Genomic DNA, 14,507 nt, shown 5'->3' on the forward strand with positions numbered 1-14,507 from the left:
TTAATAAAACCGGAGTGAATGTTTAGTAATGCGTGATTATTTGCTGATTAATTGGTAATCAAGGTGATGAAACTCACCTCTACTTTGGCTAGATAAATCCTGTCAAATCATGATAAATTTTGTGGAGTGGGCATCTTACTCGCCCTTTGTGTAAGCAACAAAAAACCCAGCAGACTCCCTAGCTGGGTTAATATCAAAACTTAGTCAATCCAGACGCTGCTAATATAGTCTCAGTTAGCTTTGTTATTTACTATTACTAGACTCAAGACTATTAGTAGCTGTTTGAGGTTGATCAAAACTGACTTTGAACACCTTATTTTGTTCTGTTTCTAGCTTAGGTTAACTAAGAGTTAAAATTCCGTCTTTGAGGTCTGCTTGAACTTGTTGATGCTGAACTTTGCTAGGCAAAGAAATTATTCTTTGGAATTTGCCATAACGGAATTCTGAGCGGATCTTTCCGTTAGAGTTTGTGCTTTCTTGATAATGATGTTGACCCGCAATTGAGACTGCATCTTGAGTCACTTGAACATCTAGGTCTTTACTTTCTACGCCAGGGATTTCGGCTCGTAACAGCAACTTAGAACCATGATCAGACAGTTCAACGGCAGGAACCCAAGCTGTTCTGGTTGCTGGGGAAATATCTGAGTTACTGCGTTCATCGGTGGTCATTTCAGAAAAGATTTGATCCATTTGACGACGCAGAATTTCCATGTCTCGGAATGGTTCCCAACGAATAAGTGCCATATTTCAATCCTCTCCTTAACTTTCTAATTCACTTTTAAGTTATCTCATGAAGTTTTAGAGGTAATTAGAGTTTTCAGATATGTGAGCTATTATTGAAACTCTAATTTCTGAGGGAGAAGTTTTATTGGCTTTTTTCTTCTCTCTAATAAGTAATTTAAGCCCAGAGAAAACCAAAAGAAATTGGGTAAACCGTACAAAAATTAGTTGGATTTACCGTATGAGGATATGGGGGGTATTGCCCACTTACTGACAATACTTATAAGCGGCGTAAGCCATAGTTACAACTCCGGTGATAATCGCCGATTCATCAACTTCAAATTCAGGATGGTGTAATGGGTGATTAATAATTCTATCTTTGTAGCCGACACCTAAGCGAAACATGGAACCTGGGGCGTGTTCTAAATAAACAGAAAAATCTTCAGCACCCAGAGAAGGTTCAGGTAAGACTTGGACGCGATCGCTACTCCAAGCTTCTTCGGCCGATGATTGTAATAATTGAGTGATAGCATAATCATTCTGTACACTCGGCACGCCTTGACGATAATTAACTTGATAACGCGCCCCGAAAGAATGACAGACATTAGCTACAATATTTTCAATCCAGTTGGGGAGTTGAGTTCGGGTTTCAGGATGGAGCGATCGCACGGTTCCCAACAACTGTACATGATCAGCAATCACATTGGGCGCTCTGCCACCAGTAATCTTTCCTATACTCAATACCACAGGACGCAAAGGATTTTGTGTCCTGCTAATGGCCTGTTGCAATGCCGTAATCACTTGTGAAGCAATCCAAATAGCATCAATCGCTTCATGAGGACGCGCCCCATGTCCAGATTCGCCGATAATGATAATCTCTAAATCGTCAGCCGCAGCCGTTAATGCGCCGTAACGGATACCAATAGATCCGGCGGGGATGGAAGGGAAAACATGAACGCCTAATATAGCAGAGACATTTTCCATCGCTCCATCATTTACCATCCAGCTCGCCCCTTGAGCAATTTCCTCAGCTGGTTGAAATAAAAACCGGACTTTTCCGTTCAATTCCTCTGCCATTTGAGACAGCACCATTGCTGTTCCTAAGCCAACGGTGGTGTGAACATCATGACCACAAGCGTGCATCACACCTTCAATCCGAGAAGTATATTCTAATTTTGTCCGTTCTTGAATTGGTAAAGCATCCATATCAGTCCGAATCGCCAACACACGGTCATTTGTAGGGTTATTTGGCAATTCTCCAATCACTCCCGTTTTACCAATACCCTCTTGCACGTGTAAACCACTAGAAGACAATACACCAGCCACAAAAGCAGATGTTTGGTATTCTTGACCGCTAAGTTCTGGATGCGCGTGGATATGGCGGCGAATTTCAATTAAGCGGGGCGCTAATTTTGTGGCTAAGTCTTTAATATTGGTTAGCATTACTCTATTTTATCTCACAGGCTTGTTCCCATGATAGATAACTGTTTCAAAACAAAATGCTCTTGTTCTACAGCCAGAGTACGGGGGTCAAGAGAAGCAGAGTTGCAGGGTGTAGGGTGCAAGAGAAAAGACACAGACAAAGCTTATACTCTGCCCAGTTCAAGCCCCTTCCCTTCTGCCTCTTCGGTAAAGTGGTGGTGAAGAAACTATAAAAATCCGATAAATTATATTTATATGACTACACAAAACTGGATTTAGGGTTTAGAATAATTTTCGTAAGCTAATTATACTGAACCATTTATAGACTACCACATATGTGATCCCCCTAGCTTTTTTGACCTTTAGCTGGGGGGATCTTGTCTTGGGCAGGTGAAAAAGTTCCCTGCTCCCTGCTCCCTGCTCCCTGCTCCCTGCTCCCTGCTCCCTGCTCCCTGCTCCCTGCTCCCTGCTCCCTGCTTTAACGCCATCCCAAAAATCGTAAGCCAGGAACAATCAAGTAATAACTCACACCCAACCAAAAACTCATCAAGAGACTCACCAAAGTAAAAAAAGTGATGGGTAGGGATAAGGACGACCAGAGGGACTGATCAGCAAATTCAAAAACAGTCGTGGGAAAGCCAACAGTAATTAACATTGCGAAAATAATGGCTGTCCCAAATGCAGCAACCACAGCATGAACTACGTGATGGCTACGAAAATCTATACTCAACGTGAGCAGAAAAACTGCTACTAAAATTACTCCTAATAGTCCTTCGCCGCTATCTTTGTTCGTAATTAGTTGTAAAACTAACCAGCTAAACCCATAGCTAATCATACCCATGAGCGATGTGACTAAAAACCGTCGTCTTTGACCAAAACATCCCGATATTGTCAGTCCCCATGCTGTACCTAAGCCTGCGCCAACAAACACCATAATTTGTGTCGCCATTACAGTTTGAGTATCATTGGCTAATTCGGGTAGCTGACTAAAAATATATTCGGAAACCTGGTCGCCCAAAGCTGTACGATAGGCTACGAAAAAACCAGCTATTGTACCTATACAGGTAGCAAAACCAGTTAGCAGCATTGCCCAAATGGTCGCCAAACAAGCTTGTACAGCTTTGAAAGTTGCCTGAGCTATCAAAAGAACTGTTTTACCTATAGCTTTGGTGAGATTGCTGAATGCTTGGTCAACAGCTTGTATTGATAGTGTCAGTTGACGAGAAGCCTGTGTAGTGGCTTGCTGAACAGAGTGACTTATTTGGGAAAATAAACTAGGGTGCGATGATGTGCGGATGATCTTAGTCAAGCGTTTCTGAATCATGACCGCATTTACTGGACGCGATCGCACATCTTCTAGTACCATTTCATCTAGTAAATCTGCTAGTTTCGGGTTAACGTTAACGTGAGTTCGCCATTGCAAAATCCCAGTTTGGGGGTCTTCTAACTCCGGCGGATATTTACCCGTCAGTAATTCAATCATCGTCCGACCGAGGGCATAAAAATCAGCCGCAGTCCCCACATTACTACCAGTAATCTGTTCTGGGGGACTGTAACCTGAAGAATATAACCTAGTTGAACTAGATTCTCGACGCAGTTTAGCAGTGTTAAATTGTTTTACCCCACCAAAATCAATCAATACCAGTTCCACTTTGTTTTCCCCTGGAGTCAAGGGTACAGTGGTTGAGGGAGTTCGCAACATCAAATTAGAAGGTTTGATGTCCCGGTGAATAATTTGGCGTTTGTGCAATTCCTGTAAAATCTTGACAGTCTGAGAAAACCAAATTAACACTAACTCCTCTGGACATCCTTGAGGATAATTTTCGAGTATTTCCGCCAAAGTCTGCCCGTTAATTTTTTCCATCACTAGACAAGCTAGTAGATGCGGTTTAGGAGTGGGCAAATTTATCTGAAAATAACCATCAGCTTCCACTCTGGGAACACCTGGATGGCGTAACTTAATTAAAACCTCTGCTTCTTGTGTAAACAATTCCAATGCTTTTGGTGAATGTTCCACCAAAACTTTCAGGACTTTCTCTGTCTGGGTTTTTTCATCCCAAACTGTATAAATTTGGGCAAAACCACCAGCACCCAAGGGTTGGAGAGGGACATAACGATCTGACAGCTGTAGCAATGCGCCACAGCTGTTACAAAATTTGTTTCCCCAAGGTTGAGGATAAGGACGCTGACAATCAGGATTTATGCAGTGAACCGCACTCTTAGTGATGTGTGGACACATTCCCTACAATACAAAGGCTGAATTGATTTTAACCTTTACCCTTGCGATTGCGGCTTCAGGTGGAAATTTTCTCTAAATTCTAAAGTTTTGCTTTAGCTGTGCAATTGTTAAAAGTCAGGCTAAAGTCTATAACTGGCAGTCATAGGAGATGCGATCGCCCCTCTCATCTGCAAGCTATTATAAATTGGAAAAATATGCAGCATACAGCCTGAGATTTAAAATGAAAATAGCAGTTTTCAGTACCAAGGCCTATGATCGACAGTTTTTAGAGGCTGCAAATTCTCCCTCCCCACACGAGTTGGTTTTTTTTGAACCCCGCTTAAGTCAGAATACCGCCATCTTAGCGGCTGGATTTCCGGTTGTTTGCGTATTTGTGCATGATTTGGTTGATGCACCAACTTTAAAAATTCTGGCTGGGGGGGGAACTCGCTTAATTGCCCTCCGGTGTGCAGGATTTAACAATGTCGATTTACAAGCCGCAGCAGCTTTGGGGATTAAAGTTGTTCGTGTTCCTGCCTATTCACCATATGGAGTAGCAGAACACGCTGTAGGACTAATTTTAAGCCTGAATCGCAAGATTCATCATGCCTATAACCGAGTCCGGGAAAGTAATTTTTCTCTCACAGGACTATTGGGATTTAATCTGTATGGTCGCACAGTAGGGATTATTGGCACTGGTAAAATCGGTCTGATTTTGGGACAGATTATGAAGGGTTTTGGCTGTAATATACTGGCTTATGATGTTTATCGCAATGCCGAACTAGAGAAACTGGGCGGAAAGTATGTAGAATTGCCTGAGTTATTTGCTAACTCTGATATTATTTCTTTACATTGTCCTCTCATGCCAGAAACTCATCACTTGATCAATGCTGAGTCCATAGCCCAAATGAAACCCAGGGTGATGTTAATTAATACTAGTCGAGGAGGGCTGATTGATACTAAGGCAGTTATTGAAGGCCTGAAGTCACGCAAAATAGGCTTTTTGGGTGTGGATGTTTACGAACAAGAATCAGATTTATTCTTTGAAGATTTGTCTGGAGAAATCATTCAAGATGATGTGTTCCAGCGCTTGACAGCATTTCCTAATGTTTTGGTGACTGGACATCAAGCCTTTTTTACAGAAGAAGCACTTCACAATATTGCCGAAACGACTTTTGCTAATATTGCCGATATTGAACAGGGTCGTTCTTGTGCCAATGAGCTGATTTATCAACCAGAAGTTGCAGCTAAAGCACTGGTTAGTTAAGTGCAAGTTTGATCTAGCAAAAGGGAAACAAAACTGAATATACAATAAAAGCAGCTCTCCCAACAGCAGGGCGCTTTTTAGTATGAAAAGTTTTCTCAAGCTACAGTAGGAGTACAACTTTTTATTTAGAGAATTCCACACAAAAGTTGATCCAAATTTTTGCAACTAAAATGACCTTTTCTCCCCCTGCTCTCAAAACGACGGGATATTTTTTTATTTGGAAGTCTCTTAGTCATGAGCCGGCAACTATTCCAGTTGTTCGGCAATTAGGGTCCGAAAATCCTCATTCCGAACGATAGGCAATACGGAGGCTTTGGGCTAAAATCACCAGAGATGCGATCGCCATCAATCCTCCCCAAAACCAGTAAGGTAAAAGTAAATACTTTTGCATCTGCCCAGTATCAGAAAGTCCTAGCGGCCCGGCATTGTAGCTAAATAAATAATTTATTTGGTGGTAGGTACTCACACAGGCTTGTACACCTAAAAATTGAATGGCAAACTCCTGCATCCACTGGGGAGCTTTGAGGGCAAAACCAAGAATAATGATCCCCAGTATGGGAACTGCCAACAATCCAAACCAGGAACGTACCCAAAGTAAAGTTGAAAGTAATAAAACACCACCCAGTATTTTTAAACTCAGGGAAGTTATGGAAAAACTCCGGGAAGCCAGAATCAAACCTGCACCGGCCAGAGGTGGCCCCATTGGACCGGCGGCGGCGATTACAGCTGGGCCAATTGGCCATAAGGCTCGTGAAATACTATAACTGGCAACGCCAGAACCATTACTAAAAATCTGTAATTGATGAAATTTTCCCCCCAATAACAAGGCCATCAAGCCATGACCCATTTCATGGAACCAAGTTGCCAGGATACTAAAAGGGTATAAAATATAATCCCCACTGGGAATTTGCCACAACACAATCGTTGCGATCGCTGCTGTAATTAGCCAAGTTAGCCCCATACGTTCAACTGCTGGTGGAGCTTCTGTCGTCAAATGTGGGTGCAAATCTTTTCCTGGTTCCCGCATAGTTCACTTTCCTGAACGTAATTACGCCAAATACACTGAGTGTACTTTCATCTATCCTAGTGTACTTGTAGAAGTAGTACAATTCCTAGCTAATACAGCCGTTTACACCCTGATAAGGAGGCGGTTAGCTAAAACGCTACAAAGAACAATATAGTTATCCTTCGCCAGTGTGATGTAGATGATTTGCTCATCCTCCAAGATAGATGATAGAGGCTGCTGGAGGATGGATCAAGAAGTAGGGAGCAGGGAGGATTTAGAACTCCTCTACCACTAACCCTATCAGTTAAGCAAGTTGAAAGATAAACGTTACCAAATCGCCCTTACCTAGACTGATGCGATCGCCTGGTCTGAGGCGGTGTCGATTCCCTGGTAATAACGGTGAGTTATTAATGTAAGTACCATTGGAACTGCCGACATCTTCTACGTAGTGAAAATCGCCCTCAACTCGAATATCTGCGTGGATTCGGGAAACAATTTCTGAATTAGAAAATCCTGAAACATCGACATCGGGGGGAATCCGGTCATTGGGTTTGCCGATGTGAATTACAGATAGAGTTTGTGGCAATTCAATTTCGCGATCGCTCTGAACGTGGAACAATCTTGCCGTTACCTGCTGCAATTGTGTCATGGAAGCAGATGGTACGGGAGTTGGTGCAGCCGCAACGGGTTCTGGTTCTGGTTCCGGTTCTGCCACTGCCTCTGGAGCCGCAACAGGTTCTGGTTCCGGTTCTGGTTCTGCCACTGCCTCTGGAGCCGCAACAGGTTCTGGTTCTGCCACTGCCTCTGGAACCGCAACAGGTTCTGGTTCTGGTTCTGGTTCTGCAACTACAGGTTGAACAACAACAGTAGGTATTGGTGCCGGGGGCGGAGTTTCTGCTGCTTCTGCTAATGGCACTGACATTGCAGTTGGTGGTAGGGGTGGAACAGCCGGCTGATTAGCGTTGGGATCTGAGTTAATTCCCAAAGCATCTGGTTGTAAGAGTTCTAACAACGGGTCAGGTTCAACTAACTGTGGTAGTTCTACTGGGATGTCAGGGGCAACTGTGGCGACAGAGGTGGCAGCAGCCGGGGCAACATTTGAGTGCAGGTTAAAACCACATTGACCGCAGAAAGCAGCATCAGCCTGCACAGTAGCCCCGCAATTGGAGCAGTTGCTAGTTGTAGGTAACGGCGTATAACAAGCTTCACACTGCACAGCGCCGTCTGGATTGGGGTGATTGCAATTAGGACAGACGATCATCAATTTAAGCCTTTGTTCAAGATCATCATAAAATAATGTTGGCAAGCAAGGAAAACTCTGTAGACACTTCTGCTGTGAGAAAGCGCTACAAAGAAAAGTTGCGAGGAAATTTAGCTAGTACAGCATGGCGTAAATATAGATACCCTTGCAAAAGGTTTAAAAGCCAAACGTCAAAGCTTTTTGACTTTTGACGAACGCCTTGCAGTACTAGTTCTGGGCGACTGCGTGAGCAACGGCTAGGAACAAGCTGAAATATCCCGCAGTTCAAAATTTAGCTCAGGGGACAACTCTAGCTTCCGATTTTAACAATTACTCCAATGGGAAAGTTAAGTTGAAAGTTCCGAACCTGCTGCTGCATCCAGTAACCACCAAAGCTCACCTTGGGGTTGAATCAAGCGGGATGGATAAGTAAAGTCATCTGCCACAGGCGCGAAAACTTGAGCTAAAGCTGGTCGTTTATTAGCACCAGCAACCACAAAAATAACACTGCGAGCAGCGTTGATAAATGGGTATGTGAAGGTTATGCGAGGGTTGCCGTCTTTGTTACCCACAGTAATCAGTCGATCTTGCACTTTTAAAGCTGCGGTGTGAGGAAACAAAGAGGCAGTATGTGCATCATCACCCATTCCTAGCAATACTACATCCAAAGCCGGAAATTCGTGAGAGGAAGAATTAAAAAATTCTTGTAGATGCTGTTCGTATTTGGTGGCTGATACTACTGGATCTCCGTCCAAAGTTGGTACAGAGTGAATGTTAGCTGCTGGAATATCAACGTGATTTAACCATGCACGTCGTGCCATCAGTTCATTGCTATCGGGATGATCTGGTGGTACATAACGTTCATCTCCCCAAAAGATATGAATTTTATCCCAAGGCAGTTTTTGATTAGCTAGTGCCTCGTACAATGGCTTAGGTGTGCTACCACCAGCCAAGGCGATAGTAAATTGCCCTCGTTGTGCAATGGCTGTTGACAACTTAGACAAAATTAAATTGAGCGATCGCTCAACTAGCACTGAAATATCTGGGAGAATTTCCACCTTTTTATTCATGGTTTCACGATCATATTACCGACTTCCAGCAATACCATACCCAACTTATGACTATTCCCTGTTTTAACTTTTGAAACTTTTAACATGATGCCGAAATTGGAGACAAGTAGAGAAGGCAGAGCCACTGTTTTACAGAATTGCTGCTGTTACTACTTGGCCATGAACAGCTGATCCCAATCTGCGGAGGCGATCGCCTCTCTCTGAGAGATCAACAATTGCTGGATGCCTTTTTCAGCAAAATCTAGTAATTGGTTTAATTGAGTCCGGCTATAACTGCCTTCTTCCGCCGTTCCCTGGACTTCAATTATACCTAAGTGTTGATTCATCACCACATTAAAATCTACAGTTGCGGCTAAATCCTCAAGATAATTTAAATCTAAATATGGCTCGCCTTGCAATAAACCCACAGATATTGCTGCTACTTGTCCACATAAAGGCGATCGCTCTAATCTACCCTGTTGTAATAATTGAGATACTGCATGAGCCAAGGCCACAAACCCCCCTGTAATCGCGGCTGTTCTAGTCCCTGCATCGGCTTGCAGCACGTCAGCATCTACAGTTAGTGTTCTTTCTCCCAACGCCTCAAAATCAATTGCAGCCCTTAAACTACGTCCAATTAAACGTTGAATTTCTTGAGTTCGTCCAGACAACTTCAACAATTCTCGTGCTTGCCGTTCTTGTGTAGCCGAAGGCAACATTCGATACTCGGCTGTCAACCAACCTTTACCAGTTCCGGTTAAAAACTTCGGCACTCCCTCACTCACAGTGACAGTACAAAGTACTTGAGTGTCTCCAAATTTTGTCAGAACAGAACCGGGAGCAAACCGAGTAAACCCGGCATGAAAGCTTATAGGGCGAAGTTCTGCGGGTTTCCGACCATCGGGACGCTGCCAAACCATGAGAGTTGCCTCAGAAATTTTATATACAAGTAGACTGCCTTCAGGGTATCAGATACCGATGAGTGGGGAAAGTGCTGAGTGCTGAGTGCTGAGTGCTGAGTGTGGAGTGTGGAGTGTGGAGTGTTGAGTGTTGAGTGTTGAGTGTTGAGTGGGGAAAGTGAAGAAAGTTTTGGGTAAGTTTGTTCTCCCCTGCACCCTGCACCCTGCACCCCTGCACCCCTGCACCCTGCACCCCTGCACCCCTGCCCCCTGCACCCCTGCACCCTGCACCCCTGCTTCTTCTCCCCTGCTTCTTCTCAAAACTCTATGGAGTAGAAAGCAAAGTAGAAATATTTTGCTCTACCAACTCTGGTGATTGATCACCATTAATAGTCAACAAGCAACGGCGACGGTCGTAATATTCTAGAATGGGAATAGTGCGATCATAGAATAATTCTACCCGGCGCTGTACAATTTCGGGTTGGTCATCGGCAAGAGAACGCTTCAAAGAGCGACGAACCATAGTAGCTTCTGCTACTTGTAAATAAATAGCCCAATCTAACTTCTGCCCTAAATCATCCAACCAAAAGTCTAATTCCTCAGCTTGAAATGCCGTCCGGGGATAACCCTCTAATACCCAACCCTGATCAAGTTCAGGCTTTTTGAGTTGCAAACGGATAAATTCAATCATAATTTCATCCGGAACTAGTTCGCCTTTTGTGACATAAGGTTGTGCATAACTACCTAGATCACTCATACTAGCGATCGCTTCCCTTAAAATCTTACCTGTAGAAATTTGAGGTAGGTCAAAATTTTGGCAAAGCTTTTGCGCTTGCGTGCTTTTCCCCGATCCTGAACCTCCCAAAATCACTAATCTCACGACCACTCACTCCCGTGTAAGTCAAATTAATTACAATATAAATCTGTTTTGCTTAAATCCAGATGATAGCTAAATACTGGGATTTTCCCATTTGCTGCTCCCAGATTTTTCAATTATTTTTAACAGACAATTATGTATAATCATTAATCTCATGCCAAAAACGAAAATGTCAATCATGCTTCGTTGGACTTTCTGCAAAATTCTGTAAATTCTTTGCTATTTTTTTAATTTCCCCTATGGTTGCCCAATTAGAAACTTCTAGCGTCAATTCATCTCTCAGCTTACCCTATCCAGTTGAAGGACTAGTGCAAGTTTTTACTAGTACACAACGTAATTTTTTTACTGATGTGATCGCCCAATCCCTAAGAATTGCTGGTCAAGGTACACCAGTATTGGTAGTACAATTTCTCAAAGGCGGTATTCGTCAAGGTCAAGATACACCCATTAAATTAGGGCAAAATTTAGATTGGATTCGCTGTGATTTGCCTCGTTGTATTGACACACCGCATCTAGATGAAGCTGAAGAGCAAGCATTACAAAAGTTGTGGCAATATACACAAAAAGTAGTAAATGAGAGTAAATATTCTCTCGTAGTTTTAGATGAATTAAGTGTAGCAATTAATTTTGGTTTAATTCCCGAAACAGAAGTTTTAGAATTTCTGGCACAACGCCCCCCTCATATCGATATCATTCTCACAGGAATAGAGATGCCAAAATCAATTTTAGATGTAGCAGACCAAATTACCGAAGTTCGTCGCAGTCATCGACCTTAAGTGTATTCGCTGCTGTAATTGATATTTTGTAGATTTATTCAAAAAGAGGTCAAACGTGCTAAAAAATGATAAATGGATTATTGAACAAGCCAAACTAGGAATGATTTCGCCATTTGAAACTTCTCTAGTGCGTGAGATTGAAGACAGGCGAGTTATTAGTTACGGTTTGTCTAGCTATGGCTATGATTTGAGATTATCTCCCACAGATTTTCGGATTTTTAGACATATTCCCGGTACGGTTGTCAACCCCAAGCGGTTCAATCCTGAAAATTTAGAATCTATTGCATTGCAAACCGATGAAGATGGCTCATTTTTCATTATTCCAGCCAATTCTTATGCTTTAGGTGTCTCCCTGGAACGATTGCGGATTCCGGCAAATATTACAGTTATTTGTATTGGCAAATCAACAATGGCGCGTTGTGGAATTATTGCTAACATAACTCCTGCCGAAGCTTCTTGGGAAGGCTTTTTGACTTTAGAATTCAGCAATGCTTCTAGTGCAGACTGTCGTATTTACGCTAACGAGGGTGTTTTACAACTGCTGTTTTTAGAAGGAGAACCATGTCAAACAACTTACGCAGAACGCTTTGGCAAGTATCAAAATCAACCGCAAAATGTCACCATTGCCAAGGTTTAGAAATCAAAAAATGAGTAATTGCTGCTGAGGAAGTTTCAGCAGCAATTTGGGTAAAAAATATAGATAAATCTTGCTTTTTAACAAACCTAATCTGAAACTGTACCATCGGGGAGAGTAGCGTTGCGAAAATTGGCTCCTTCCAGGTTAGCATTAGTTAAATTTGCTGCTCGTAAATTGGCACGATCCAAATCAGCTTTATGTAGGTTAGCGCCTGACAAATTAGCACCTTCTAAATTTGCTGCTGTCAGATAAGTTGTACTTAAATCTGCATTACTAAGATTTGCTTCTTCGAGATGTGCTTTATTTAGGTTAGCGTGACTCAGATTTGCACCACTAAGATTAACTTTATGTAGAATTGCACCACCTAGATTAGCTCTACTCAAATCAACCTCATAAAAATCTCGTTCTCCAGAAGCATAACGTTGCAGAAAATTATTTACATCCATATATACCTCATCTAAATAGAGATTTAGTGAATGGTTAACTAATTACAAAAATTTAATTATGCAGCACTGCGAGACGTTAACAAGTTCCACAAGAAAATAGCCACAATTGCACCAATTATCGCCAAAATAATCCCCGTAAAACTGAGAGTTGGAGCCGTGAGAGCAAAGGTTCCTGTACTAAAAAATACCCCCAAGCTACCACCAATAAAAGCGCCGATAATTCCCAGTAATATTGTGCCTAAAATCCCACCACCTTGATTTCCGGGGTAAATAGCCTTAGCGATCGCACCGGCAATTAAACCTAAAGCAATCCAAGCAAGAATGTTCATGATTTTTAATTTAGTAAATATTTTTACTGTTCAGACATAGATTAGCAATTCCGCCCTTGGCATTAAATCTATCATCAGAACTAATTATCGAGAGTTGCAACAGACGATTTAGATGATTAGCACTTCTTTTGATATATAACCTGATGGAATCTGTAAGAGTTCTGCACATATCTATTAGCAGTTATGGATATTTGGTAAAAATTAAATATCCGTGATCACAGAACTCCTGTAGAGACGTTTCATACCAAATGTCTACATCAACTCTGTATAATAGCTGGGGTGGAGTAGTCATAGATGTGTCATGATCTGAGGCTGGACTCAGAAAAAATAAAAAAACGGTATAAGCTGTTTTATCTAGACTGTTTTTTTAATTCCACTATGGCCACGATTAACGACAACTACCTAAAGCTGAAAGCTGGTTATCTGTTTCCCGAAATTGCCCGACGGGTGAATGCCTTTGTTGAAGCAAATCCTGACGCTAAAGTTATTCGCTTGGGTATCGGTGATGTCACAGAACCTCTACCAGAAGCTTGCCGCACAGCGATGATTCAGGCTGTGGAAGAAATGGGCGATCGCGCTACCTTTAAAGGCTATGGCCCCGAACAAGGTTATGCTTGGTTAAGGGAAAAAATTGCTGCCCAAGATTTTCAAGCTAGAGGCGCTGATATAGATGCTTCAGAAATCTTTATTTCCGATGGTTCTAAATGCGATACAGGCAACATTCTTGATATTTTTGGCAAAAATAACGTTATAGCCGTTACTGACCCTGTATATCCCGTCTACGTAGACACTAACGTGATGGCTGGTAATACCGGAGATGCCAACGATAAAGGCGAATTTGGCGGTTTAGTCTATTTGCCGATTTCGGCTGATAATAACTTCAAGGCTGAAATTCCCTCGCAGAAAGTTGATTTAATTTATCTGTGTTTCCCCAATAACCCCACTGGTGCAACTGCTACCAAGGAATATCTCCAAGGGTGGGTAGATTATGCTAAAGCGAATAATTCAATTATTTTCTTTGATGCTGCCTACGAAGCTTATATCACCGATCCCGCCATTCCTCACTCTATATACGAGATTGAAGGTGCAAGAGAATGTGCTATTGAGTTTCGTTCCTTCTCCAAGAATGCAGGTTTTACCGGAACCCGTTGCGCGTTAACTGTTGTACCCAAAACGTTAACAGCAAAAGCGGCTGATGGTACTGATGTGGATCTCTGGAAACTGTGGAATCGTCGCCAATCGACTAAATTTAATGGCGTTTCCTACATCATCCAACGGGGTGCAGAAGCGGTATACTCCGAAGCAGGAAAAGCGCAAATTCAAGCATTAGTGAGTTTTTACTTAGAAAATGCCAAAATTATTCGTGAACAACTCTCAGCAGCCGGATTAGCTGTATATGGTGGGATAAATGCACCTTATGTTTGGGTAAAAACTCCGAATAATTTATCTAGTTGGGAATTTTTCGATAAGCTACTGCAAACGGTGAATGTGGTGGGTACGCCTGGTTCTGGTTTTGGTGCTGCGGGTGAAGGCTACTTCCGCATTTCGGCTTTTAATAGTCGGGAAAATGTCGAAGAAGCTATGAAGCGAATTACTGAAAAGTTTAAGGTGTAAAAATCTG

The 14,507-nt window shown here is 42.4% G+C and carries 14 protein-coding genes; 4 read left to right on the top strand and 10 right to left on the bottom strand.

Annotation, left to right across the window (positions count from 1 at the left end; all coding sequences use genetic code 11):
- Positions 1 to 339: 339 nt before the first annotated feature.
- The 3 genes from VB654_RS08920 to VB654_RS08930 all read right to left on the bottom strand — a co-directional run bounded on the left by VB654_RS08920 (position 340) and on the right by VB654_RS08930 (position 4,381).
- On the bottom strand, positions 340 to 744 hold the full coding sequence (locus VB654_RS08920; RefSeq protein ID WP_323213363.1) for an Hsp20/alpha crystallin family protein: 405 nt from the start codon (positions 742 to 744) through the stop codon (positions 340 to 342).
- 243 nt (positions 745 to 987) lie between these two features.
- Complete coding sequence (locus VB654_RS08925) at positions 988 to 2,163, bottom strand: M20 family metallopeptidase (protein WP_323213364.1); 1,176 nt, start codon at positions 2,161 to 2,163, stop codon at positions 988 to 990.
- A gap of 457 nt (positions 2,164 to 2,620) precedes the next feature.
- Positions 2,621 to 4,381 (bottom strand): serine/threonine-protein kinase, encoded by a 1,761-nt coding sequence (locus VB654_RS08930; RefSeq protein WP_323213365.1) that lies wholly within the window; start codon positions 4,379 to 4,381, stop codon positions 2,621 to 2,623.
- A gap of 220 nt (positions 4,382 to 4,601) precedes the next feature.
- On the opposite strand from VB654_RS08930, the gene VB654_RS08935 reads away from it, so the two are divergent.
- A complete protein-coding gene (locus tag VB654_RS08935) occupies positions 4,602 to 5,627 on the top strand; it encodes a 2-hydroxyacid dehydrogenase (protein WP_323213366.1) in 1,026 nt (341 codons plus the stop codon).
- A gap of 283 nt (positions 5,628 to 5,910) precedes the next feature.
- On the opposite strand, the gene VB654_RS08940 is transcribed toward VB654_RS08935, so the two are convergent.
- From VB654_RS08940 to VB654_RS08960, 5 genes are all read right to left on the bottom strand, one after another.
- On the bottom strand, positions 5,911 to 6,654 hold the full coding sequence (locus tag VB654_RS08940) for a M50 family metallopeptidase (RefSeq protein ID WP_323213367.1): 744 nt from the start codon (positions 6,652 to 6,654) through the stop codon (positions 5,911 to 5,913).
- Positions 6,655 to 6,937: 283 nt separating this feature from the next.
- On the bottom strand, positions 6,938 to 7,894 hold the full coding sequence (locus tag VB654_RS08945; protein ID WP_323213368.1) for an FHA domain-containing protein: 957 nt from the start codon (positions 7,892 to 7,894) through the stop codon (positions 6,938 to 6,940).
- 326 nt (positions 7,895 to 8,220) lie between these two features.
- Positions 8,221 to 8,943 carry a 6-phosphogluconolactonase gene (gene pgl, locus VB654_RS08950; RefSeq protein WP_323213369.1) on the bottom strand — a complete coding sequence of 241 codons (723 nt, stop codon included), beginning with the start codon at positions 8,941 to 8,943 and terminating at the stop codon, positions 8,221 to 8,223.
- A 149-nt stretch (positions 8,944 to 9,092) separates the two neighbouring features.
- Positions 9,093 to 9,842, bottom strand: a complete 750-nt coding sequence (gene rph / locus VB654_RS08955) for a ribonuclease PH (protein ID WP_323213370.1) — start codon at positions 9,840 to 9,842, stop codon at positions 9,093 to 9,095.
- A 304-nt stretch (positions 9,843 to 10,146) separates the two neighbouring features.
- Positions 10,147 to 10,701, bottom strand: coding sequence for a nucleoside monophosphate kinase (locus VB654_RS08960; RefSeq protein ID WP_323213371.1), 555 nt, complete (start codon positions 10,699 to 10,701; stop codon positions 10,147 to 10,149).
- Between the two features lie 236 nt (positions 10,702 to 10,937).
- Between VB654_RS08960 and VB654_RS08965 the strand changes: the two genes are divergently transcribed.
- Both VB654_RS08965 and dcd read left to right on the top strand, forming a co-directional pair.
- Positions 10,938 to 11,474 (top strand): P-loop NTPase family protein, encoded by a 537-nt coding sequence (locus VB654_RS08965; protein WP_323213372.1) that lies wholly within the window; start codon positions 10,938 to 10,940, stop codon positions 11,472 to 11,474.
- 55 nt (positions 11,475 to 11,529) lie between these two features.
- A complete protein-coding gene (gene dcd, locus VB654_RS08970) occupies positions 11,530 to 12,111 on the top strand; it encodes a dCTP deaminase (protein ID WP_323213373.1) in 582 nt (193 codons plus the stop codon).
- A gap of 86 nt (positions 12,112 to 12,197) precedes the next feature.
- Here the strand turns inward: dcd and VB654_RS08975 are convergent, their stop codons facing one another.
- A complete protein-coding gene (locus VB654_RS08975) occupies positions 12,198 to 12,557 on the bottom strand; it encodes a pentapeptide repeat-containing protein (protein WP_323213374.1) in 360 nt (119 codons plus the stop codon).
- 56 nt (positions 12,558 to 12,613) lie between these two features.
- On the bottom strand, positions 12,614 to 12,886 hold the full coding sequence (locus tag VB654_RS08980) for a GlsB/YeaQ/YmgE family stress response membrane protein (protein ID WP_323213375.1): 273 nt from the start codon (positions 12,884 to 12,886) through the stop codon (positions 12,614 to 12,616).
- 378 nt (positions 12,887 to 13,264) lie between these two features.
- Between VB654_RS08980 and VB654_RS08985 the strand changes: the two genes are divergently transcribed.
- Complete coding sequence (locus VB654_RS08985) at positions 13,265 to 14,500, top strand: LL-diaminopimelate aminotransferase (RefSeq protein WP_323213376.1); 1,236 nt, start codon at positions 13,265 to 13,267, stop codon at positions 14,498 to 14,500.
- Positions 14,501 to 14,507 lie beyond the last annotated feature (7 nt).

This window comes from Nodularia sp. UHCC 0506, assembly GCF_034931045.1.
GTDB lineage: Bacteria > Cyanobacteriota > Cyanobacteriia > Cyanobacteriales > Nostocaceae > Nodularia.

Bases quoted from the DNA above. Each gene is read 5' to 3' on its own strand.
- VB654_RS08920 (WP_323213363.1), bottom strand. From the start codon at position 744: ATGGCACTTATTCGTTGGGAACCATTCCGAGACATGGAAATTCTGCGT.
- VB654_RS08925 (WP_323213364.1), bottom strand. From the start codon at position 2,163: ATGCTAACCAATATTAAAGACTTAGCCACAAAATTAGCGCCCCGCTTA.
- VB654_RS08930 (WP_323213365.1), bottom strand. From the start codon at position 4,381: ATGTGTCCACACATCACTAAGAGTGCGGTTCACTGCATAAATCCTGAT.
- VB654_RS08935 (WP_323213366.1), top strand. From the start codon at position 4,602: ATGAAAATAGCAGTTTTCAGTACCAAGGCCTATGATCGACAGTTTTTA.
- VB654_RS08940 (WP_323213367.1), bottom strand. From the start codon at position 6,654: ATGCGGGAACCAGGAAAAGATTTGCACCCACATTTGACGACAGAAGCT.
- VB654_RS08945 (WP_323213368.1), bottom strand. From the start codon at position 7,894: ATGATCGTCTGTCCTAATTGCAATCACCCCAATCCAGACGGCGCTGTG.
- pgl (WP_323213369.1), bottom strand. From the start codon at position 8,943: ATGAATAAAAAGGTGGAAATTCTCCCAGATATTTCAGTGCTAGTTGAG.
- rph (WP_323213370.1), bottom strand. From the start codon at position 9,842: ATGGTTTGGCAGCGTCCCGATGGTCGGAAACCCGCAGAACTTCGCCCT.
- VB654_RS08965 (WP_323213372.1), top strand. From the start codon at position 10,938: ATGGTTGCCCAATTAGAAACTTCTAGCGTCAATTCATCTCTCAGCTTA.
- VB654_RS08975 (WP_323213374.1), bottom strand. From the start codon at position 12,557: ATGGATGTAAATAATTTTCTGCAACGTTATGCTTCTGGAGAACGAGAT.
- VB654_RS08980 (WP_323213375.1), bottom strand. From the start codon at position 12,886: ATGAACATTCTTGCTTGGATTGCTTTAGGTTTAATTGCCGGTGCGATC.
- VB654_RS08985 (WP_323213376.1), top strand. From the start codon at position 13,265: ATGGCCACGATTAACGACAACTACCTAAAGCTGAAAGCTGGTTATCTG.